17 protein-coding genes and 2 riboswitches are annotated in these 20,615 nt (G+C 60.9%); of the genes, 10 read left to right on the forward strand and 7 right to left on the reverse strand.

The window, feature by feature from the left end; all coding sequences use genetic code 11:
• Positions 1 to 131 precede the first annotated feature (131 nt).
• Positions 132 to 218: riboswitch (glycine riboswitch) on the forward strand.
• Between the two features lie 27 nt (positions 219 to 245).
• Positions 246 to 351: riboswitch (glycine riboswitch) on the forward strand.
• Positions 352 to 424: 73 nt separating this feature from the next.
• The 3 genes from gcvT to gcvP all read left to right on the forward strand — a co-directional run bounded on the left by gcvT (position 425) and on the right by gcvP (position 5,020).
• On the forward strand, positions 425 to 1,546 hold the full coding sequence (gene gcvT, locus ACQ4WN_RS14630; RefSeq protein WP_436552198.1) for a glycine cleavage system aminomethyltransferase GcvT: 1,122 nt from the start codon (positions 425 to 427) through the stop codon (positions 1,544 to 1,546).
• 80 nt (positions 1,547 to 1,626) lie between these two features.
• Positions 1,627 to 2,007 carry a glycine cleavage system protein GcvH gene (gene gcvH / locus ACQ4WN_RS14635; protein WP_436472893.1) on the forward strand — a complete coding sequence of 127 codons (381 nt, stop codon included), beginning with the start codon at positions 1,627 to 1,629 and terminating at the stop codon, positions 2,005 to 2,007.
• Between the two features lie 112 nt (positions 2,008 to 2,119).
• A complete protein-coding gene (gene gcvP, locus ACQ4WN_RS14640; RefSeq protein WP_436552199.1) occupies positions 2,120 to 5,020 on the forward strand; it encodes an aminomethyl-transferring glycine dehydrogenase in 2,901 nt (966 codons plus the stop codon).
• Between the two features lie 78 nt (positions 5,021 to 5,098).
• Here gcvP and ACQ4WN_RS14645 read toward each other — a convergent pair whose 3' ends face one another.
• Positions 5,099 to 5,257 carry a hypothetical protein gene (locus tag ACQ4WN_RS14645; protein WP_175533428.1) on the reverse strand — a complete coding sequence of 53 codons (159 nt, stop codon included), beginning with the start codon at positions 5,255 to 5,257 and terminating at the stop codon, positions 5,099 to 5,101.
• 147 nt (positions 5,258 to 5,404) lie between these two features.
• Between ACQ4WN_RS14645 and ACQ4WN_RS14650 the strand changes: the two genes are divergently transcribed.
• Both ACQ4WN_RS14650 and ACQ4WN_RS14655 read left to right on the forward strand, forming a co-directional pair.
• Positions 5,405 to 6,622, forward strand: coding sequence for a Bcr/CflA family efflux MFS transporter (locus tag ACQ4WN_RS14650; protein ID WP_436552200.1), 1,218 nt, complete (start codon positions 5,405 to 5,407; stop codon positions 6,620 to 6,622).
• A gap of 22 nt (positions 6,623 to 6,644) precedes the next feature.
• Positions 6,645 to 7,256, forward strand: a complete 612-nt coding sequence (locus ACQ4WN_RS14655; RefSeq protein ID WP_436552201.1) for a TetR/AcrR family transcriptional regulator — start codon at positions 6,645 to 6,647, stop codon at positions 7,254 to 7,256.
• A 184-nt stretch (positions 7,257 to 7,440) separates the two neighbouring features.
• Here the strand turns inward: ACQ4WN_RS14655 and ACQ4WN_RS14660 are convergent, their stop codons facing one another.
• The 3 genes from ACQ4WN_RS14660 to ACQ4WN_RS14670 all read right to left on the reverse strand — a co-directional run bounded on the left by ACQ4WN_RS14660 (position 7,441) and on the right by ACQ4WN_RS14670 (position 10,003).
• Complete coding sequence (locus ACQ4WN_RS14660) at positions 7,441 to 8,169, reverse strand: alpha/beta fold hydrolase (RefSeq protein WP_436552202.1); 729 nt, start codon at positions 8,167 to 8,169, stop codon at positions 7,441 to 7,443.
• Positions 8,170 to 8,368: 199 nt separating this feature from the next.
• Positions 8,369 to 8,971 (reverse strand): hypothetical protein, encoded by a 603-nt coding sequence (locus tag ACQ4WN_RS14665; protein ID WP_436552203.1) that lies wholly within the window; start codon positions 8,969 to 8,971, stop codon positions 8,369 to 8,371.
• 690 nt (positions 8,972 to 9,661) lie between these two features.
• Positions 9,662 to 10,003 (reverse strand): hypothetical protein, encoded by a 342-nt coding sequence (locus ACQ4WN_RS14670; protein WP_436552204.1) that lies wholly within the window; start codon positions 10,001 to 10,003, stop codon positions 9,662 to 9,664.
• 516 nt (positions 10,004 to 10,519) lie between these two features.
• Here ACQ4WN_RS14670 and mgtA point away from each other — a divergent pair.
• Genes mgtA through ACQ4WN_RS14685 form a run of 3 tightly spaced genes read left to right on the forward strand, consistent with a single transcriptional unit; the run spans position 10,520 to position 14,091 of the window.
• Positions 10,520 to 13,204 carry a magnesium-translocating P-type ATPase gene (gene mgtA / locus ACQ4WN_RS14675; RefSeq protein ID WP_436552205.1) on the forward strand — a complete coding sequence of 895 codons (2,685 nt, stop codon included), beginning with the start codon at positions 10,520 to 10,522 and terminating at the stop codon, positions 13,202 to 13,204.
• A 36-nt stretch (positions 13,205 to 13,240) separates the two neighbouring features.
• Complete coding sequence (locus tag ACQ4WN_RS14680) at positions 13,241 to 13,582, forward strand: hypothetical protein (RefSeq protein WP_436552206.1); 342 nt, start codon at positions 13,241 to 13,243, stop codon at positions 13,580 to 13,582.
• Positions 13,579 to 14,091, forward strand: a complete 513-nt coding sequence (locus tag ACQ4WN_RS14685) for a ribonuclease HI family protein (RefSeq protein ID WP_436552207.1) — start codon at positions 13,579 to 13,581, stop codon at positions 14,089 to 14,091. The genes ACQ4WN_RS14680 and ACQ4WN_RS14685 overlap by 4 nt, the downstream gene beginning before the upstream one ends.
• Here ACQ4WN_RS14685 and ACQ4WN_RS14690 read toward each other — a convergent pair.
• The 3 genes from ACQ4WN_RS14690 to ACQ4WN_RS14700 all read right to left on the reverse strand — a co-directional run bounded on the left by ACQ4WN_RS14690 (position 14,088) and on the right by ACQ4WN_RS14700 (position 18,145).
• Positions 14,088 to 15,725, reverse strand: a complete 1,638-nt coding sequence (locus ACQ4WN_RS14690) for a methyl-accepting chemotaxis protein (protein WP_436552208.1) — start codon at positions 15,723 to 15,725, stop codon at positions 14,088 to 14,090. The genes ACQ4WN_RS14685 and ACQ4WN_RS14690 overlap by 4 nt on opposite strands.
• Before the next feature lie 81 nt (positions 15,726 to 15,806).
• Complete coding sequence (locus ACQ4WN_RS14695; RefSeq protein WP_436552209.1) at positions 15,807 to 17,438, reverse strand: methyl-accepting chemotaxis protein; 1,632 nt, start codon at positions 17,436 to 17,438, stop codon at positions 15,807 to 15,809.
• 215 nt (positions 17,439 to 17,653) lie between these two features.
• Complete coding sequence (locus tag ACQ4WN_RS14700) at positions 17,654 to 18,145, reverse strand: chemotaxis protein CheW (protein ID WP_436552210.1); 492 nt, start codon at positions 18,143 to 18,145, stop codon at positions 17,654 to 17,656.
• A gap of 333 nt (positions 18,146 to 18,478) precedes the next feature.
• Between ACQ4WN_RS14700 and ACQ4WN_RS14705 the strand changes: the two genes are divergently transcribed.
• Positions 18,479 to 19,129 carry an HD domain-containing protein gene (locus tag ACQ4WN_RS14705; protein WP_436552211.1) on the forward strand — a complete coding sequence of 217 codons (651 nt, stop codon included), beginning with the start codon at positions 18,479 to 18,481 and terminating at the stop codon, positions 19,127 to 19,129.
• Between the two features lie 119 nt (positions 19,130 to 19,248).
• Positions 19,249 to 20,532 (forward strand): TCR/Tet family MFS transporter, encoded by a 1,284-nt coding sequence (locus ACQ4WN_RS14710; protein ID WP_436552212.1) that lies wholly within the window; start codon positions 19,249 to 19,251, stop codon positions 20,530 to 20,532.
• The last annotated feature ends 83 nt before the right edge of the window (positions 20,533 to 20,615 follow it).

Raw genomic sequence — 20,615 nt, forward strand, 5'->3', positions numbered from 1 at the left:
GCATTCGCGCACGGCACGGCGCCCTCTTGCGCTGGAGCGCAGCGCCGTCCAGCCCCGCAAACTGCGGCTTTTGCAGCAATTTGGCAACGTCTTTTCAGATTGACAGAAAGACCCTGCTGGCATATATTCCTCCCACTTGATCGGGAGAGGGCAACCCAGCGTTGCCGCCGAAGGGGCACTACCCAAAAACTCTCAGGCAAAAGGACCGATCAGGCGGACTGAAGATATTGCTTACGCAACATTTTTAGCTCAACTCTGGAGAGCGGCCGCGGCGATTGCCGGCGACCCACCGAAGGGGCGCGCGGGGCAAGCCCCCGTAATCTCTCAGGTACAAAGGACAGGGGGGTCAGTGATCACGCCGGAAAGCCGTGTTTGGCTCTGTGTGTTCTGTTAACTTCCCCTTTACCTTCGTCCCGAGGAATCCATGACGCTCAAAGCGACCCCACTCAACAACGCCCACCGTGCCCTCGGCGCCCGCATGGTCGATTTCGGCGGCTGGGACATGCCCGTCAACTACGGCTCGCAAATCGAAGAACACAACGCCGTGCGCAGCGATGCCGGCATGTTCGACGTGTCCCATATGTGCGTGGTCGATATCGAAGGCCCGAACGTGCGCGCCTTTTTGCGCGGTCTGCTGGCCAATAACGTCGACAAGCTGCAAGTATCGGGCAAGGCACTGTATTCGTGCATGTTGAATGCCGAAGGTACCGTCATCGATGACCTGATCGTCTACTTCTTCAACGAAAACTGGTTCCGCCTGGTCGTCAACGCGGGCACGGCGGAAAAAGACGTGGCGTGGATGCAGCAGCAAAATACAGCCACCAACAGCGGCCTGACGATTACCGAGCGCCGCGACGGCAATGACGCCATGGCCCTGGTGGCCGTGCAAGGCCCGAACGCGCGCGCCAAGGTATGGCAAGTGCTGCCGCAGACGCAAGCCGCGTCCGAAGCCATCAAGCCGTTCAATGTCGTCATCGTCAAGGACACGCCATTCGGCGAAGTCATGCTGGCGCGCACCGGCTACACGGGCGAAGATGGTTTTGAAATCGGCGTGGCCGCGACCCAGGTGGAAGCCCTGTGGAACGCCCTGATCGCTGCCGGTGTCAAGCCGGCCGGCCTGGGCGCGCGCGACACCCTGCGCCTGGAAGCGGGCATGAACTTGTACGGCCAGGACATGGATGAAACCGTCAACCCGCTCGACGCGGGCCTGGCGTGGACCATCGATCTGGTCAGCGAACGTGACTTCATCGGCAAGGCCGCCCTGCTGGCCAAAGGCCAGAACTTTCAATTCGTGGGCCTGATCCTGCGCGAAAAAGGCGGCGTGCTGCGCGCCCATCAAAAAGTCATCATCGCCGGCAACGAAGCCACGGGCGAAATCACCAGCGGCACCTTCAGCCCGACCATGCAGGAAGCGATTGCCCTGGCACGCGTACCCAACGGCGTAGCTGTGGGCGACACCGTACACGTGGAAATCCGCGGCAAGCAACTGGCCGCCTCTGTCGTCAAGCTGCCTTTCGTGCGTAACGGTAAAATCCTGGTTGCGTAAGCGATTAGCGATAGAGAGCCACCGCCCGCAAGACCGAACAAACATAATTTATAACGAACACTTACTATCTGGAGCCACACATGAACATTCCTGCAGACCTGAAGTACACCGCTTCCCACGAATGGGTACGCCTTGAAGGCGACGGCACCATCACCGTCGGCATCACCGAGTACGCGCAGGACGCCCTGGGCGACATCGTCTTCGTCGAGCTGCCAAGCGTAGGCAATACCTATGGCGCCGGCGACGACGCCGCCGTGGTGGAATCGGTCAAGGCAGCGAGCGACATCTATGCGCCGATCGCCGGCGAAGTCGTGGCCGTCAACGATGACGTGGTCAACTCGCCTGAGTCGATCAACGCCGACGCCTACGCCAACTGGCTGTTCAAGATCAAGCCAGCCGACGTGTCGGCCCTGGACGGCTTGCTCGACGCTGCCGCCTATGGCGCCACCACCAGCGCCTGATCGCGTTTGACTCACGGGCCGCGTTTGCGGCCCGTTTGCTTTGGTTGCAATAAATTACAGCAGCGCCCGCGCGCCGCCTCCCGGTTTTTCAGTCTTTTTTGGCCTCTATATCATGACCCGCACCAGCCTGACCCAACTCGAAGCACGCGATGCCTTCATCGCCCGCCACATCGGCCCTTCTTCCACCGAACAGCAAGCCATGCTGGCGACCCTCGGCTATCCATCGCGCGCCGCGCTGATCGACGCCCTGGTGCCGGCCAACATCCGCAACAAGGGCGCCCTGCCATTGGGCGCCTACTCGCAGCCGATGCCGGAACAGGAAGCGCTGTCGCGCCTGAAAGCCATCGCCGGCAAGAACCAGGTATTGAAATCCCTGATCGGCCAGGGCTACTACAACACGTTTACGCCAGGCGTCGTGTTGCGCAACATCTTTGAAAATCCCGCCTGGTACACGGCCTACACGCCTTACCAGCCCGAGATTTCGCAAGGTCGCCTGGAAGCTATCCTGAACTTCCAGCAAGTGATCACGGACCTCACCGGCATGGGCATCTCGAACGCCTCGATGCTGGACGAAGGCACGGCCGCCGCCGAAGCGATGACCCTGATCCAGCGCGTGGGCAAGTCGAAGTCGAACGTGCTGTATGTCGCCAATGACGTGCTGCCGCAAACGCTGGAAGTGGTGCAGACGCGCGCCCAGCCGATCGGCATCGAGGTGCGCACTTTCGATCCGGCGGAAATCGAGTCGCTGGACGCCTGCTTCGGCGTGTTGCTGCAATACCCTGGCGTGAACGGTGTCGTGCGCGACTACCGCGCCGGCGTGGAAAAACTGCACGCGAATGGCGCCATGGTCATCGTCGCGGCCGACCTGCTGGCCCTGACCATGCTGACGCCTCCAGGCGAATGGGGCGCCGACGTCGTTGTCGGCAACAGCCAGCGCTTCGGCGTGCCGCTCGGTTTCGGCGGCCCGCACGCCGGCTATTTGTCCACGCGCGATGAATTCAAGCGCAATATGTCGGGCCGCCTGGTGGGCGTGACCGTCGATGCGCAAGGCAACAAGGCGTATCGCCTGGCCCTGCAAACGCGCGAACAGCATATCCGCCGCGAAAAAGCGACGTCCAACATCTGCACGGCGCAAGTGCTGCTGGCCGTGATGGCCTCGATGTACGCCGTCTACCACGGCCCTGCCGGCCTGCTGCAGATCGCCCGGCGCGTGCACCGCTACACGGGCGTGCTGGCCGCCAATCTGAAGACCCTCGGCTATGGCGTCGTCAACGCGAGCTACTTCGACACCCTGACCATCAACGTCGCCGATGCGGCGCAACTGCACGCAACGGCCACGCAGCACGGCGTCAACCTGCGCAAGATCGACGCCACCCATGTCGGCGTGTCGCTCGATGAAACCACCACGCGCGACGATATCGCGCTGCTGTGGAAGGTGTTCGCGCACGGCCTGGCCAACGCGCCTGCCGCGCCGGACCTGGACAGCGTGGAAGCAAACGTGACCAGCGCGCTGCCGGCGCAGCTGGAGCGCACCAGCGCCTACCTGACCCACCCCGTCTTCAACAGCTACCATTCGGAACACGAAATGCTGCGCTACCTGCGCAGCCTGGCCGACAAGGACCTGGCGCTGGACCGCACCATGATCCCGCTCGGCTCGTGCACCATGAAGCTGAACGCGACGAGCGAAATGATTCCCGTCACCTGGCCCGAATTCTCGAACATCCACCCGTTCGCGCCGGATGCGCAAACCGTGGGCTACCGCGAAATGATCGCGCAGCTGGAAGAAATGCTGTGCGCACTGACGGGCTACGCCGCCGTCTCGCTGCAGCCGAACGCCGGCTCGCAGGGTGAATACGCGGGTCTGCTGGTGATCAAGGCATATCACGAGTCGCGCGGCGAAGGCCACCGCAACATCTGTTTGATTCCATCGTCGGCGCACGGCACCAACCCCGCATCGGCCAACATGGTCGGCATGCAGGTCGTCGTTACCAGCTGCGACGCCAACGGCAACGTGGACCTGGCCGACCTGAAAGCGAAAGCGGAAAAGCACAGCGCCAACCTGGCTTGCGTGATGGTCACTTACCCATCCACCCATGGCGTATTTGAAGAAGGCATCCAGGAACTGTGCGAGATCATCCACTCGCACGGCGGCCAGGTCTACATCGACGGCGCCAACATGAACGCGCTGGTCGGCGTGGCCGCTCCCGGCTCGTTTGGCGGCGACGTCTCGCACCTGAACCTGCACAAGACCTTCTGCATCCCGCACGGCGGTGGCGGACCAGGCGTGGGCCCGATCGGCGTGGGCGCCCACCTGGCGAAATTCCTGCCGAACCAGCGTTCGAGCGGCTATCAGCGCGATGCCGCTGGCATCGGTGCCGTCAGCGCCGCGCCATTCGGCTCGGCCAGCATCCTGCCGATTTCGTGGATGTACATTGCCATGATGGGCGCAGAGGGATTAACCGCAGCGACCGAGACGGCGATTCTGGCAGCGAACTACATCGCGCGTCGCCTGGCACCGCACTACCCCGTGCTGTACTCGGGCCACGACGGTCTGGTCGCGCACGAGTGCATCCTGGACCTGCGCCCGATCACGGACGCCACCGGCATCAGCAACGAAGACGTGGCCAAGCGTTTGATGGACTTCGGTTTCCATGCGCCGACCATGAGCTTCCCCGTGCCGGGCACGCTGATGATCGAGCCGACGGAAAGCGAATCGAAAGTGGAAATCGACCGTTTCATCGACGCCATGATCGCCATCCGCGCGGAAATCGCCAAGGTCGCCAGCGGTGAATTCGACCACGACGACAACCCGTTGAAGAACGCGCCGCACACGGCACAGGTATTGATGTCGGACAACTGGGAACGCAAGTACAGCCGTGAAATCGCGGCCTACCCCGTCGCTTCCTTGCGCCAGCGCAAATACTGGCCACCAGTGGGCCGCGCCGACAACGTGTACGGCGACCGCAACCTGTTCTGCGGCTGCGCTCCGATCAGTTCGTATGAAGAAGAGTAAACCTGATTTGCCCGGCTAGCCGGGCAAGAGGAATACAGAACGGCAGGCCGCAAGGTCTGCCGTTTTTTCATGGGTGCCCTACAACGCCAGCAAGACGGCGCCCGGCAGCCCCAGCACGGTGCCCAGTATCGTCAGGCACACGACGTCGCGCCGCTCGCAGCGGGCGCGGTGTGAACTCCACGCGGCAAACAGCAACGCCACGGCCACGCCGCTGAGCGAAATTCCCACTTCTGTCATGCCAGTTCTCCCGTCATTGTTTCTTTTTTCATTACTCTCATCCTTTTCACATTATTGAACAGGCTACCTACCGGTAGGCAGTGAGTGTACAATAAAAAACACGGCGGCGTCCATGCCCCGATTTTTTGATGACACGAAGGAATCGCAATGCAGCTACAAACCACTCTCCCCGCCGCCAGTCTTGGGCTGGCGGCCTCCCTGGCCCTGGTGGCCGTGCTCGGTCCGGCAGGCATCGACATGTATCTGGCCTCGATGCCTGCCATGGCGCGCGAACTGCACACCTCGTATGCGAATGTCCAGCTGAGCCTGACCGTCTTCCTGCTGGCCCTGGGCGCAGGGCAGTTGCTGTGCGGTCCGCTGACGGACATGCTGGGCCGGCGCCGTCCGCTGCTGGCCGGCATCGCCGTCTACATTCTTGCCGCCGTGTGGGCGGCGCAGGCGGATCAATTGACCACCCTGCTGCTGGCGCGGTTGCTGCAGGGCCTGGGCGCGGCGCTGACCCTGGTCGTGGTGATGAGCATGGTGCGCGACGTGGCAGATGGGGTTAAAGCGGCGCAGCTGTTTGCCCTGTTGATGACCATCGTGGGACTGGCGCCCGTGCTGGCGCCCGCCGTGGGCGGCTTGCTCGATGCCCATTACGGCTGGCGCGCCGTGATGCTGGCCCTGGCCGCGCTGGGCGCCTTGACCCTGCTCAATAGCGCGCTGTTCCTGCCGGAAACTTTGCCGCCCGCACGCCGCGTCTCGCCGCGCGGCCTGCACCGCACGTATGCGCGCATCGCGCTGGACCGCGCCTTCCTGCTGCCCGCGCTGGCCCTGTCCGCCACTTTCTTTTTCCTGTTTGCGTATATTGGCGGCGCGTCGCTCGTGTACCAGCGCGATTTCGGCCTGTCCGCCAGCAGCTTCGGCCTGGTGTTCGGTTCCACGGGCGTGGCTGTGCTGCTTGGCGCCATGGCCAGCGGCCGCCTGGTGGAACAGCACGGCGTGGCGCGCCTCTGCGTGGCGGGCAGCGTGGCCATGCTGGGCGGCGCGGGATTGGCCCTTCTCGGCGCCTGGGCGGGCTTCGGCATCATCGCCGTCGTGCCCGGCATGTTCGTGGCCCTGTTTGGCCTGGGCATCGCCGAAGCGGCGCTGATGGCCATGGCCATGGGTTCACAACAGCGCGCGCTCGGCTCCACGGCCGCGCTGCTGGGCGCCATCCAGATGACCTTGTCGTCGCTGGCCACGCCGCTGGCGGCCAGTCTGTCCGAATGGGGGCCAATGCCCTGGCTGCTGTTCTTGACCGTGGCCGGCCTGCTGGTATCATGGCTGACCCTGGCAACTGCGCGCGTCCATCCGGCACCCGCCACCCGCCTGGGGGCGCACTGACGCCTCACCCACAACCACCTCAATGATGAAAAAACGCTCGGCCTCGGCCGATAACATCTGTGCCGTCGCCGTCGTGCACTTTTCAGAACACGGCTACGATGCCTCGTCCCTCAGCGACATCGCCGAACAGGCAGGCATGCGCAAGGCCTCGCTGTATTCCCACTTCGCCGGCAAGGACGCCCTGTTTCTGGACGTGTTTGCCGACGCGCTGGCCGAAGAGCAAGCCTTCATGGATGCCTGCTTCACCGACGAGGCGGCAATGACGGCACCCGGAGGGCAACTGGCCGGCGCCCTGTACTGCGACCGCATGGCCCAGCGCTACGGCGATTCGGCCCATTTGCGCTTCTTGCTGCGCACGGCGTATTTGCCGCCCGCCAGCCTGCGCATCGAAGTCGGCACAGGCTATGAATCCTTGCTGGCACAGCTGCAGCAACACTACGTGGCCAGCCTGGGCCGCCTGGCGCCCACCCTGGCGCCGCAACGCATCGACCTGTATGCGCAAGCCTACCTGGGCATCGTCGACAGCCTGCACGTGGAACTGATCTACGCGGGCGGCGCCGCCCTGCAGCAGCGTCACGCGGCCTTGTGGCATATCCTCTCCGATTCGCTGGCGATGGCGGCAGAATCGGCCTGATGCGGTATAGGCTGCAGCCACACGCTGAACGGCAAACAGGTCTGACACAAGCCGCTATCGACTCTTCAAAAGCACCGGTTTGCCATATTCAAATGTGGTACGGCTTGCTGGCGGATTTTTCGCATGGGATGTTCCGCTTGCGCCCCATAGCGGACTTTGCAATATCAAAATGATCGCCTGAATATTATTCGAGCTTTGAGTCTCGGTCGCAAGCGTATTTAGGGTGCTGCGCTGGAGCGAGGAAAGTATCGATGGCGGATACAATTTTGGCCTTCAATTGTTCACTACCAGCATCTTGCATATCCTTGTGGCGCGAGCCTTTGATGTGGACCACGCATGTACCGTAGTGGCTGCGCTCTTCCTCATTCGGCAGTACACCGCGGTCGGCAGTGGTGTCACTGGCACGAATTGTCAGGACGTGGATGCCAGCTGAGCGGGGCAACGCGACCCGACGGCTGTCGAGGCTGATAATGCTGGATACGCGGCTCGGGTTGTCAGCGGCAAACTGAGCCGAACTGTCGCCACCGAGCGAGTGCCCGACGAGAAGCAAGTGTCGCCAATCGAACTGAGGATAGCGTACTGCGGTCCCGTCGATCACGGTGGAAATCGACCGTGAAGCTACGCGGGCCATCGCCTTTAGTTGCTTCGTAATCGGCGCGTCTCGATCTAACTTTATGCCGCCAGAGCTATCTTGCAACGCGACAACCAAGTAACCCATTCGGTTGAGATTCTGTGTGACGAATGAGTAGTCTGAACCGGAAAGCCCATATCCTGGGCTAAGGATTGCAACTGGACATGGTTGCGCACGAGTGCACGCTTGCACATTAGGTGGAACGTGAATATTCAGTGGTACGGCAGCAATGGCCATAGGTGTGCAAAACATCAGGGGAATTAAGGTGACGAGACGGCGCATTGAATCCTTTCTTGCTACGTTTGGAGGATGCTGAATCTGGGGTTACTGATGATTATCTCTGAAGTCGAACAACGAACAATGAGAATGCGATGTCAGACTACACGACGAGTTAAGGCGTAGCCTTGCAATAGGTCTGCTTTTGGCCGGTGCAGTCGTCGGCAGGTTCCGCCCCATAGCGGACATTCGCTTGCAAGCACCCTTATGAATTCAGAGAGAACGAGGCGCTGTCGCCGAGCGAAAGAACGGCTTCTAAGTAGTTGGTGCCCGCCTTGCGTGCAAGCACGTCGTCAATGCAATGCGTAGTTAGACGAACGCGTGCCTGATTTGGGCGTGTGAAATCCCATAAGACGCCAAAGGTGAAACTCGTATTGAGCTCATTACTGATCGCTGCCGCCAGCTGGCCATTTGAGGTCGCGGCCTCCACGGAAAATGCCTCATGCAGTCGTGGACGGGCCCGTATTTCTGCAGCCATTTCCTCACTTATTGTGAAATCTGTCTGGGAGACCGGCTCGTCATCCGGGTATAGCTCTTGAATTGTCCGGCCACGTGCGGTAATGCCGCATGCCTCGATCAGCTTCACGCTCAACGCTTCGCCGGGCAAAATTGACTGTTCGGCGACCCAAATCAAATGGCCGCATCCCCCATCAGAGTAAATGCCACCGCTTGCATCCAGCACTGCTTTCTGCGCCTGATCGAGCGCACCATGCACAGATACATCTACGACATCCATTCCCGCAAGGTCGATTGTTATGAAGTGACTGCCATTGATTTCAATTGCTATGCCGGGCATGGTTGCTTTCATTTCAGGATAAATCGCATTGGCGGGAGGCGTTCTGATCAGAAGTCGAATCGATACTGCTAGATGAACGACTGGTTGTGGCCGGTTGCCGTCTTGTTATATCTTAACCTCTGATGATAAATTGGAGCTCGTATCAACCCTTCGTGGGCGGAGTCCTTTCGCAAACTCCTCCCTGACCTTGGTTAACGAATACTCGTCGCCCATGTCTGCTTCAATTTCACCGATGCAGCCCCGACAGTCGCCACCACAGTCAACTGATAGAGGGTCATCTTTCTGGTCCAGTTTTCGACTGCATATACTGCATGGTTTTCGCATCTTCAAACCTCTATCCGACTACAAGTTGTTTGCGGCCACGGCGAGCGTCGGCTTTTGGCCAACTGCTGTCGAGGGCAGCTACCGCCTTATAGTGTGGAAAAACTCGGGTACCTTGACCTTTAGATAGAAACCCTGCCAGCCTGGACTGGCGAGTAGCGTCGCCAGTGATCGATCACTGGCTGATTGGATATCCAAGACCTCCGGAAATTCCTCCCGTTCAACATTTTCAACACAACAGGCTGACAGACGTCCGTCGATGCCAATAGTGCTCGCCGCAAAACAGTCATCCGCCGGTTTCCAGACGTACTGAGCAGCAACATCGTGGAAGCTTGCAGGGAACGAGGGGTATTTGACAAGGCGCACCACGCCAAAAATGGGTCAGGCATACGCGTGCATCAGTAGAAAGCCAGCAAGCGGAACGACGGCAAACAGCACAACAACGCCAAGGCATCCAGATCTTGAACCGGCAGGAGAAGCGCTACGCGCACGCTCGCGTGGCGCCCTGGCACGTACCCATTTGATATGACAGGACTGGCAAAAGAATGTGGTTTTGTTGTTACGCCAGGCGTCGATGGTGCGATCGGTATGGCGTGCAACCGTGCCGCAACGGGCACATTCGAAGTGTGTTTCTTTGGGCAGTTTTTTAGAAAAATACTTGCCGACAAAGAACATGACAACAAGTCCTGCTATGACTGCCCCAACGATGAATTCCATAGTCATGTGTTTTTCTGTATCTGCATGGTGTTCACCATGGCTATTGCCAGCCCATCAGCGTACCCGAGCATAACGGATTGCCAAGCAGAAAGAATCACACATTGTCACAGCAACGCGAAGGGCCGCTTCCGGCCCCCACTAGCATGTCCGCCCGCACCCACATTACACTTTGGAAACCTAAGATTTCTTCAGTTGACACTCTTGCAGCACGTGCATAAGATGCCCCCATTATTCATTTACGGAGTCCCACGTGGGTACTTGTTCTAGTGACAGTAGCCGATCTTGTATCGGTGATTGCCTCGGCAGCTAAACAGCAAGCAACGCGGAACTTCCTTTCTTCCGTGCCTTGCTGAGCAAGGTGCGGTGTCTCGCGCGGCCAGTCTGGCCGCGCGCCTCCCCCTCTTTCCGATCGCGACCGGCTACTGACCCGGATTGCCCGCCAGCACTATTGTGTCTTGGCGGCACGCAAGTCTTGCCTGCGGCTGCGCCGCCCGTCAACACCTCGCCGTGAAAGGAAGAGCCATGAATCTCTTCACCCGCTTATTCGAATCGTTCCTGCGCAAGCGCCATACTGCCGGGCATTTCCGCCGCCGCGCCATGCCGCTGGAAAACAGCACGGCCCGCCCCGTGCCCGACCATCTGGCGCGCCAGCTGCTGGCCGCCGCCCACGAAGACCTGGACAGCGCCCTGAACCGCCTGCATACGCGCCTGGAAGGCTTGCGCGATGCCGAGGCACAAGTCATCGGCGCGCAAACGGGCCCGAATGAAGTCGAGCATGAAAAACCGCTGGCCTGGTACCAGCACCTGTGGCTGTGCTACAAGAATCCGTTCAACCTGCTGCTCACCGTACTGGCGATTGTTTCCTACTTGACGGAAGACCCGAAGGCCACCATCGTCATCGGCACCATGGTGATTTTGTCGACCCTGCTGCGCTTCGTGCAGGAAGGCCGCTCGAACCGCGCCGCGGAGCGCCTGAAAGCCATGGTCAGCAATACGGCCACCGTGCTGCGCAATGGCCAGCAAAGCGAGCTGCCCATCCGTCAGCTGGTGCAGGGCGACATCATCGTGCTGTCGGCCGGCGACATGATCCCCGCCGATTGCCGTTTGCTTTCCGCAAAAGACCTGTTCGTCAGCCAGGCCGCCATGACGGGTGAATCCTTGCCCGTGGAAAAGATGGCCGAGCTGGCCGATGCCGCCGGCCGCGACCCGATGGAGCTGGCCAATTTGCTGTTCATGGGCACGAACGTGATTTCGGGCGCCGCCACGGCGCTGGTCTTGGCCACGGGCAACCGCACCTATTTCGGCACCATCGCCACGCGCGTGACGGCCACCGAGCGCACGCCGACGGCGTTTGAAGCGGGCGTGAACAGTGTCAGCTGGCTGCTGATCCGCTTCGCCCTCGTGATGGCGCCGCTCGTGTTCCTGATCAATGGCTGGACCAAGGGCGACTGGATGGAGGCGTTTTTATTCGCCCTCTCTGTCGCCGTGGGCCTGACGCCGGAAATGCTGCCCATGATTGTCACCAGCACGCTGGCCAAGGGCGCCGTGAAACTGTCGAAAAAGAAAGTCGTCGTGAAACGCCTGGATGCGATCCAGAACTTCGGCGCCATGGATGTGCTGTGCACGGACAAGACAGGCACCTTGACGCAGGACAAGATCGTGCTGGAACGCCATACCGACGTGTTTGGCCAGCCGTCCGATGAAGTGCTGCAATTCGCGTACCTGAATAGCCACTACCAGACGGGCCTCAAAAACCTGCTGGACCGCGCCGTGCTCGACCATGTGGAATTGCAGACGGAAATGCAGCTGGCCCGCGATTACGTGAAAGTCGATGAAATCCCCTTCGATTTCGTGCGCCGCCGCATGTCCGTCGTCGTTTCCGAAAAGAATGACCACCACGAGCTGATCTGCAAGGGCGCCGTCGAGGAAATCCTCGCCGCCTGCAGCCATTTGCGCCTGAATGGCGTGAACGTGCCGCTCGACGCCGCCCTGCTGGCCAAGGTGCTCGATACCACGCACGGCCTGAATGCGGAAGGGCTAAGAGTGGTGGCCGTGGCCGTCAAGGAAGTGCCACCGCATAAAACCGTGTACGGCGTGGCCGATGAAACGGCGCTGACCCTGATCGGCTACGTAGCCTTCCTCGACCCGCCGAAGGAGTCGACGGCGCCCGCCCTGCGCGCGCTGGCCGAACATGGCGTCACCGTGAAGGTCTTGACGGGCGACAATCACCTGGTGACGGCGAAGATTTGCCGCGAAGTGGGTCTGGCCGTGCATGGCGTGCTGCAAGGACCGCAACTGGACGACATGGACGACGCTACCCTGGCCAGGGCAGCTGAAGACAATACCGTGTTTGCCAAGCTCAGCCCGTTGCACAAGGAGCGCCTGGTGCGCGCCTTGCGCGGCAATGGCCATATCGTCGGCTTCATGGGCGACGGCATCAACGACGCGCCCGCCCTGCGCGCCGCCGACATCGGCATTTCCGTCGATTCGGCCGTCGATATCGCCAAGGAAGCGGCCGACATCATCCTGCTGGAAAAGAGCCTGATGGTGCTGGAAGAAGGCGTGCTGGAGGGCCGCCGTACCTTCAGCAACATGCTCAAGTACATCCGCATGACGGCCAGCTCGAACTTCGGCAATGTGTTTTCCGTGCTGGTGGCCAGCGCCTTCCTGCCGTTTTTGCCGATGCTGCCGCTGCACTTGCTGGTGCAAAACCTGCTGTATGACGTGTCGCAGATCGCCATCCCGTTCGACAATGTCGACGCTGAACTGATCCAGAAGCCCCTGAGCTGGAACCCGCGCGACATCGGCCGCTTCATGGTGTTCTTCGGTCCCATCAGCTCGATCTTCGACATCAGCACCTTTATTTTGATGTGGCATGTGTTTGGCGCGAATACACCGGAACAGCAGACCTTGTTCCAGTCCGGCTGGTTCGTCGTGGGCTTGCTGACGCAAACCCTGATCGTGCACCTGATCCGCACGCCCAAGCTGCCCTTCATCGACAGCATCGCCTCCGTGCCCTTGCTGGTGGCCACCACTGCCATCATGGCCGTGGGCGTGTTCCTGCCGATGGGACCGCTGGCGACCTACTTCAAGCTGCAAGCCTTGCCGCTAGGCTACTTCCCCTGGCTGCTGGGCATCCTGGTGTGCTACACCGTGCTGACGACGTTCATGAAACGCGTGTATCTGCGCAAATTCGGCTGGCAATAGTATGATGGAACGCTCTTTCTCCTCACAAAGGCACGCATGAGCGTTTCCCCTCTTTCCAAGCGTCATCAGGCCTTGCTGCTATCGGCGCTGGTGTTTCCCGGCAGCGGACACTTTTTGCTCGGACGCAAGACGCGTGGCTGCCTGTTCCTCGTGCCGGCCCTGGTCGCCCTGTTGCTCGTATTACGCCAGATCATGGCACGTTTGGACCAGGTTATGGCACAGATCGACAGTGGCGCCCTGCCCCTCGATGTGCAGCTGATCATGGAAAAAGTGGAGCGACTCTCCGCCAATGACGGCCCCGCCATGACGGTGGCCGTGGGGGTGCTCGTGGCGTGCTGGATAGGCAGCCTGATCGACACCTGGCTCATCAAGCCATGACGGCGGAAGCACAGGCACGCAAACAGCGCAAGGAAGCAAAGATGCAGGCGCGCCGCGCGCAGCTGGCGCTCATGCGCCAGGACCATGGCGGCCCGCAGGCCTGGCGCGGCTGGTTCGACGGCTCCGCCCACCCGAACCCGGGCAAGCTGGGCATAGGCGCCCTGTTGCTGGGGCCGGCCGGCGAGCGCATCGAACTGAGTCAGGCGGCCGGTTATGGCAGCAGCAGCGACGCGGAATATGCGGCCCTGACAGCCGTGCTGCAGGCGGCACTCAGCATACGCCCGCCGCCCGCGCAACTGCTGCTGTACGGCGACAGCCAGGTGGTGATCAACGATGTGCTGGGAACGACGCCGGTCGGCGCCAAGGGACTGGAAACGCACAGGGCCACCGTAGTGGCCCTGCTGGAACAATTCACCGATGTGAGCTTGTGCTGGCTGCCCCGCCACAGGAATGGCGAGGCGGACCGGCTGTCGCAGCTGGCGATCGCCGGCTGGGTGGAAAAGGATTAAGCGGCGCGGCCGATCCGCAAGGCAGGCTTGGCTTCCTTGCTTGCCGGACGTTTTACCCCCTTCAAGCCGCTGACACTGGCCTGCTGGCCATGCAATTTAAAGACGCTGACCACTTGCGCCAGGTTGTGCGCCTGGTGCTGCATCGATTCGGCGGCCGCCGCCGATTCTTCCACCAGAGCTGCATTTTGTTGCGTCACGGCATCCATCTGGCCGATGGCGCGGTTGATCTCGTCGATGCCCACGCTTTGCTCGCTGCTGGCTGCCGTGATTTCCGTGATGATATCGCTCACGCGCTGCACACTGTCGACGATATCGTTCATGGTCGAACCGGCTTGCGCCACCAGCATGCTGCCCGCGTTGACTTGCTCCACGGACGCGCCGATCAGGGTCTTGATCTCTTTTGCCGCCGATGCCGAGCGCTGCGCCAGGTTGCGCACTTCGGACGCCACCACGGCGAAGCCGCGACCCTGCTCGCCTGCGCGTGCCGCTTCCACGGCCGCATTCAGCGCCAGGATGTTCGTCTGGAAGGCGATGCCATCGATGACGCTGATAATGTCGACGATCTTGTTCGACGAGGCATTGATCGATTGCATGGTGCCCACCACTTGCGCCACCACTGCGCCGCCCTTGACGGCCACTTGCGCCGCCGACGCCGCCAACTGATTTGCCTGGCGCGCATTGTCCGCATTCTGTTTCACGGTCGACGTCAGCTCTTCCATCGACGACGCCGTTTCTTCCAGCGAACCGGCCTGCTCTTCCGTGCGACTCGACAAGTCCTGGTTGCCGGCGGCAATTTGCGTCGACGAGGTGGCGATACTGTCCGTGCCGCTGCGCACTTCGCCCACGATGTTGAGCAAACTGGTGTTCATATCCTTCAATGCCTGCAACAGTTGACCCGTTTCATCCTTGGCACTGGCATCGATCTGCGCCGTCAAGTCGCCATCGGCCACCTTGCGGGCGATGTCCACGGCCGTGCGCAGCGGGCGCACGATGCCCGTCGTCAACAACCAGGCGCAGACGACGCCAAAGCCCAGCGCCAGCATAGCCAGTGTCAGCAGCAAGTTGCGGCTCGTCTTGGCGACCTCGTCGATCTCGCGCGCCGTCGTGTCGATGCTGGTGCGCTGGTGCTGCAGCATGTCGTTGACCACTTTCAGGTATTTCGTCGAACCGGGCACGAAGACGTTCTGGAAAGTTTGCTCCGCTGCCGCTTCCTGCCCATCGGCCTTCAGCTTCGACACTTGCGCGCGCGAATCGAGGTACACCTTGCGCTGTTCGCTCACGAGGCGGAACAGTTCCTTTTCTTCCGGGCTGGAAATCAAGGCTTCGATTTTCTTTTGCAGTTCGCCCGATACGACGGACGATTGCTTGGCTTCTTCCGCAAAATACGCGCCCAATGTCGTGTCGCTGCTGCGCGCGATGGCCGTGGTGCGGCGCACGCCGCTGTCGATCTTGCTGTACCAGTCGGAAATATAGCGTTCCTTCGCCAGCGGCTGCTCCATCATGTTGCGCGTGGCGGTGGCCACGTCGTGCAAACGCCAGACGCTGATGCCGGTAATGACCATGGAAAACAGCAAAATGACGGCAAAACCCAGGCCGAGACGCACACCAATACTGACGTTTCTTAACAAATTCATGTGAATATCCTAAAAAAGCGGAACCAGACTATATAAAAGGGAACAGAAGGCTGCGGCTGCGCGGGGCAGCCGCAACGGCATTCAGCGTGCGCCTAGGCGCAAGGCGGTTTGCGGCGCTGCCGGGCGTTTCATCGCGTTCGCGCCGTTGACCTTGGCCTGCTGCTGGCCATGGAGCTTGAACACGCTGACCACTTGCGCCAGCTTGTGCGCCTGGTGCTGCATCGATTCGGCGGCCGCCGCCGACTCGTCCACCAGGGCTGCATTTTGTTGCGTCACGGCATCCATCTGACCGATGGCGCGGTTGATTTCGTCGATGCCCACGCTTTGCTCGCTGCTGGCTGCCGTGATTTCCGTGATGATGTCGCTTACGCGCTGCACGCTGTCGACGATATCGTTCATGGTCGAACCGGCTTGCGCCACGAGCATGCTGCCCGCGTTGACTTGCTCCACGGACGCGCCGATCAGGGTCTTGATCTCTTTTGCCGCCGATGCCGAGCGCTGCGCCAGGTTGCGCACTTCGGACGCCACCACGGCGAAGCCGCGACCCTGCTCGCCTGCACGTGCCGCTTCCACGGCCGCATTCAGCGCCAAAATGTTCGTCTGGAAGGCAATGCCATCGATGACCGAAATGATGTCGACGATCTTGTTCGACGAGGCATTGATCGATTCCATCGTGCCCACCACTTGCGCCACGACTTCGCCGCCCTTGACGGCCACTTGCGCGGCCGACGCCGCCAACTGGTTCGCCTGGCGCGCATTGTCCGCATTCTGTTTCACGGTCGACGTCAACTCTTCCATCGACGACGCCGTTTCTTCCAGCGAACCGGCCTGCTCTTCCGTGCGGCTCGACAAGTCCTGGTTGCCGGCGGCAATTTGCGTCGACGAGGTGGCGATACTGTCCGTACCGCTGCGCACTTCGCCCACGATGTTGAGCAAACTGGTGTTCATGTCCTTCAACGCCTGCAACAGTTGCCCCGTTTCATCCTTGGCGCTGGCATCGATCTGCGCCGTCAAGTCGCCATCGGCCACCTTGCGGGCAATGTCCACGGCCGTGCGCAGCGGGCGCACGATGCCCGTCGTCAAGACCCAGGCGCAGACGACGCCAAAAGCCAGCGCCAGCACGGCCAGCGCCAGCAGCAACTTGCGGCTGGCATTGGCGACGGCGTCGATCTCGCGCGCCGTCGTGTCGATGCTGGCGCGCTGGTGTTCCAGCAAGTCCAGCACCATCTTCTGGTACTTGGCGGCAGCCGGCACAAAGGTCTTTTCAAACACTTCATTGGCGGCCTCGACCTGGGACTCACCCTTCAGCTTGTAGACCTGGTCGCGCGAACTGATGTACACCTTGCGCTGTTCCAGCAAGCCCGCGAACATGGCTTTTTCGGCGGGCAAGTCGATCAGTGCCTCAATCTTCTTTTGCAGCTCGGCCGAACTGGACGACGAGACTTTCGATTCTTCGGCGAAATAGCCGCTCAGCGAAGTGTCGCTGCTGCGGGCAATGGCGATGGTGCGGCGCACGGCGCTGTCGATACGGCCATACCAGTCGGAAATATAGCGCTCCTTGGCCAGCGGCTGCTCCATCATGACGCGCGTGGCGCTGGCCACGTCGTGCAGGCGCCAGACGCTGATGCCCGTAATGAGCATGGAAAACAGCAAAATGACGGCAAAGCCCAATCCCAGACGCACCCCGATGCTGACGTTTCTTAACAAATTCATGTGAACTATCCTAATATCCAGAAGAGGCCCTGTAGCCAGCGCCAGGGACAGCAGGGCGGACGCCGCCAAATCTGTCCTGCCAAGTAAACTGGCGCACGGTTCAGTTGAACCGTGCGCCAGGAAAATGCGCTAGCGTGCTCCCTGCGGAAACGATATGCAATACTCAATGTCAATGGTTTTTGACAATATGCCGGGGAATTCTCTTCACTGCAGCATTACGCCGCCAGTTTCTCGATCAAGCCCATGTCGGCGCTGGACATCAACTGGTCGATATCGACCAGGATCAGCATGCGCTCGTCGAGGGTGCCCAGGCCGATCACATATTCCGTGTCGATCGAGCGGCCCATGTCCGGCGCCGGCTTGATCTGTTCCGGCATCAGGGTGGTGACGTCGGACACACGGTCCACGACCATGCCGACGACGCGGTTGCCGATATTGAGGATGATGACGACGGTGAACTGGTCATAGCTGGGCGTGCCCAGGTTGAATTTGATGCGCATGTCGACGATGGGCACGATGATGCCGCGCAAGTTGACCACGCCCTTGACGAACTCGGGCGCGTTGGCGATACGGGTCGGCGTTTCATAGCTGCGAATTTCGCTGACTTTCTGGATGTCGATGCCGTACTCTTCCTGGCCCAGGGTAAAGGCCAGGTATTCGGCAGCCTTGGCAACGGTTGCGCCAGTGTCGCTGGAAATGGTGTTCATGATAATCCTTTCGTTAACTCGCCTGGGGCGCAGGCCAGGACACGCTGCACGCGGGCCCTGGACGTGACGAGCCATCCACAATTAATGAAATGGCTGCCACTTGTATGTTTTTGCAAATACTTTCTAGCAATTAGCTTATGTCTCTAATTTCCGTGCGGCAATGTTACCCCATGTAAATTTTACATGCACTAAAAAAGAGCGATCGCCGGGCCAATGCTTTTCCAAAAATGCACGTATGTGGCAAACACGGCACGCCGGGGCGCCAGACTTCCCGCCACATGCGGCGGCGTTTTATGCCACACTGGCGGCCCCTGATGTTGACGACTTTAACCCATGCATTCTTTGCTTTCCCAATGGCAGCCACGCCTGCTGGCACTGGCCATAGCCGACTTGGGCGACGACAGCGCCCACGATATCAACCATTTGCAGCGCGTGTGGCGCAACGCCGCCGTCTTGCTGCAGGAACACGCGCAGGCCGATGCGCTCGTCGTGATGGCCGCGTGCTACCTGCACGACCTGGTCAACTTGCCGAAAAACCATCCCGAGCGCCACCTGGCGTCGCGCCAGGCAGCCGCGCTGGCTTGCCACCGGCTGGCGGAGCTGGATTTCCCTGCAGAAAAACTGGCGGGCGTGGCCCACGCCATCGAGACCCACAGTTTTTCCGCCAATCTGCCGCCGCACACCATCGAAGCGCAAATCGTGCAGGATGCCGACCGCATCGACGCGCTGGGCGCCGTGGGACTGGCACGCCTGTTCTATACGGCGGCGCGCATGGACAGCGCACTGGCGCACGGCAACGATCCGCTGGCCGAACATCGCGCACTGGACGACAAGGCCTACGCGCTCGACCATATCGTCACCAAGCTCGACAAGCTGCCCGGCAAGATGCAGACGGCGGCGGGCCGCGTGCTGGCCGAGAAGCGCCTGGCCGTATTGACGGACTTCCGCATCGCCTTTGCCGACGAATGGGGAATGAGCACATAAGCTTGGTGGCGATAGCCAGCAGCGCACATGCTGTCTATAATGCAAGCTTCAGCTATCGCGCCGCGCGTCGGCAGAAACCTGCAACGCGCCGGCGCAACGCCAACACGCCGAAAGCATGCATGTCCGATAAAAACAGCCCCGACAGCCATTCCCCGTCCTCCCCAGCCGCGCCCGCTCGTGCCGGCAACCTCAATTTCATCCTCGTCTGCGTCTTCATCGACATGCTGGGCATCGGCCTGGTGGTGCCCGTGCTGCCCATCCTGATCGGCGACTTTGTCAACGGCAAGGAAGCGCAAGCGTTCTGGTACGGCATCATGGCGGCCGTCTTCGGCTTGCTGCAGTTCATCTTCATGCCCATGCTGGGCGCCATCAGCGACCGCGTAGGACGCCGTCCCGTGCTGCTGTACTCGATGGCCGGCATGGGCATCAATTTCCTCGCCACGGGCTGGGCGCCGAACCTGGCCTGTTTGTTCATCGGGCGCATCATCGGCGGCGTCTCGTCGGCCAGCATGTCGGTCGCGTCCGCCTATGCGTCCGACATTTCCACGCACGACAACCGCGCCAAGAGCTTCGGCAAGATCGGCGCCGCCTTTGGCCTGGGCTTCATTTGCGGCCCCATGCTGGGCGGCCTGCTGGGCGAGATCAATCTGCACCTGCCGTTTTACGTGGCGGCGGGCCTGTCGGCAGCCAATTTCATCTATGGCTATTTCTGCGTGCCCGAATCGTTGCAGCCGGGTCCGCGCGCGCCATTTACTTTGGCGCGCATCAATCCGTTTGCCGCCCTGCTGAAACTGGTGCGCCGCGTAGAGATCCGCGGCCTGGTGCTGGCCTTCGGCCTGATGACGTTTGCGCAAATGATGCTCAACACCACCTGGGTGCTGTACACGCATTTCCGCTTCGACTGGACGCCGCGCCAGAACGGCATCGCCCTGTTCTGCGTGGGCCTGTGTGCGGCCGTGGTGCAGGCGGGCTTGCTGGGGATACTCATCAAGCGTTTTGGCGAAGTGCGCCTGTCGCTGCTGGGCATGGCCTCGGGCGCCCTCACCTACCTGCTGTACGGCCTTGCGACGCAAGGCTGGATGATGTATGCCTTGATTTTGTGCAACCTGCTGGCCTTTGCCGCCGGCCCCGCCTTGCAAGGCATCATTTCGAAGGCGTCCGCCGCCAGCGAACAGGGAGAACTGATGGGTTCCCTGCAATCGATCAGCAGCCTCGGCATCATCATCATGCCCTTGCTCGGTAGCATGATCTTGGGCGAAGTGAGCCACTTGCCGCCACAGGACTGGCGCATCGGCAGCACTTTCTATCTATGCGCCATCATGCAAACCCTGGGCATCCTGGTGGCCTGGCGCTACTTCAAGGCGCAACGCGAGGCAAGACTTGTGGTTTCCACCACAAAGTAGTCGGCAAGATAATATTGTATTTGAGAAATAAATAAGCGAGAATGCGATAATCAACCGCGCGTTACCGACGCCCGGCATTCGAT

Origin of the sequence: Janthinobacterium pasteuri (genome assembly GCF_051380775.1) — a bacterium.
Classification (GTDB): domain Bacteria; phylum Pseudomonadota; class Gammaproteobacteria; order Burkholderiales; family Burkholderiaceae_D; genus Janthinobacterium.

What these genes read in the sequence shown, in the direction of transcription:
- ACQ4WN_RS14700 (WP_436552210.1), bottom strand. Translation starts at nt 18,145, where the DNA reads ATGAACACCATTTCCAGCGACACTGGCGCAACCGTTGCCAAGGCTGCC.
- ACQ4WN_RS14680 (WP_436552206.1), top strand. Translation starts at nt 13,241, where the DNA reads ATGAGCGTTTCCCCTCTTTCCAAGCGTCATCAGGCCTTGCTGCTATCG.
- ACQ4WN_RS14660 (WP_436552202.1), bottom strand. Translation starts at nt 8,169, where the DNA reads ATGCGCCGTCTCGTCACCTTAATTCCCCTGATGTTTTGCACACCTATG.
- ACQ4WN_RS14710 (WP_436552212.1), top strand. Translation starts at nt 19,249, where the DNA reads ATGTCCGATAAAAACAGCCCCGACAGCCATTCCCCGTCCTCCCCAGCC.
- ACQ4WN_RS14705 (WP_436552211.1), top strand. Translation starts at nt 18,479, where the DNA reads ATGCATTCTTTGCTTTCCCAATGGCAGCCACGCCTGCTGGCACTGGCC.
- ACQ4WN_RS14650 (WP_436552200.1), top strand. Translation starts at nt 5,405, where the DNA reads ATGCAGCTACAAACCACTCTCCCCGCCGCCAGTCTTGGGCTGGCGGCC.
- gcvP (WP_436552199.1), top strand. Translation starts at nt 2,120, where the DNA reads ATGACCCGCACCAGCCTGACCCAACTCGAAGCACGCGATGCCTTCATC.
- mgtA (WP_436552205.1), top strand. Translation starts at nt 10,520, where the DNA reads ATGAATCTCTTCACCCGCTTATTCGAATCGTTCCTGCGCAAGCGCCAT.
- ACQ4WN_RS14685 (WP_436552207.1), top strand. Translation starts at nt 13,579, where the DNA reads ATGACGGCGGAAGCACAGGCACGCAAACAGCGCAAGGAAGCAAAGATG.
- ACQ4WN_RS14670 (WP_436552204.1), bottom strand. Translation starts at nt 10,003, where the DNA reads ATGACTATGGAATTCATCGTTGGGGCAGTCATAGCAGGACTTGTTGTC.
- ACQ4WN_RS14695 (WP_436552209.1), bottom strand. Translation starts at nt 17,438, where the DNA reads ATGAATTTGTTAAGAAACGTCAGCATCGGGGTGCGTCTGGGATTGGGC.
- gcvT (WP_436552198.1), top strand. Translation starts at nt 425, where the DNA reads ATGACGCTCAAAGCGACCCCACTCAACAACGCCCACCGTGCCCTCGGC.
- ACQ4WN_RS14690 (WP_436552208.1), bottom strand. Translation starts at nt 15,725, where the DNA reads ATGAATTTGTTAAGAAACGTCAGTATTGGTGTGCGTCTCGGCCTGGGT.
- ACQ4WN_RS14655 (WP_436552201.1), top strand. Translation starts at nt 6,645, where the DNA reads ATGATGAAAAAACGCTCGGCCTCGGCCGATAACATCTGTGCCGTCGCC.
- gcvH (WP_436472893.1), top strand. Translation starts at nt 1,627, where the DNA reads ATGAACATTCCTGCAGACCTGAAGTACACCGCTTCCCACGAATGGGTA.
- ACQ4WN_RS14665 (WP_436552203.1), bottom strand. Translation starts at nt 8,971, where the DNA reads ATGAAAGCAACCATGCCCGGCATAGCAATTGAAATCAATGGCAGTCAC.
- ACQ4WN_RS14645 (WP_175533428.1), bottom strand. Translation starts at nt 5,257, where the DNA reads ATGACAGAAGTGGGAATTTCGCTCAGCGGCGTGGCCGTGGCGTTGCTG.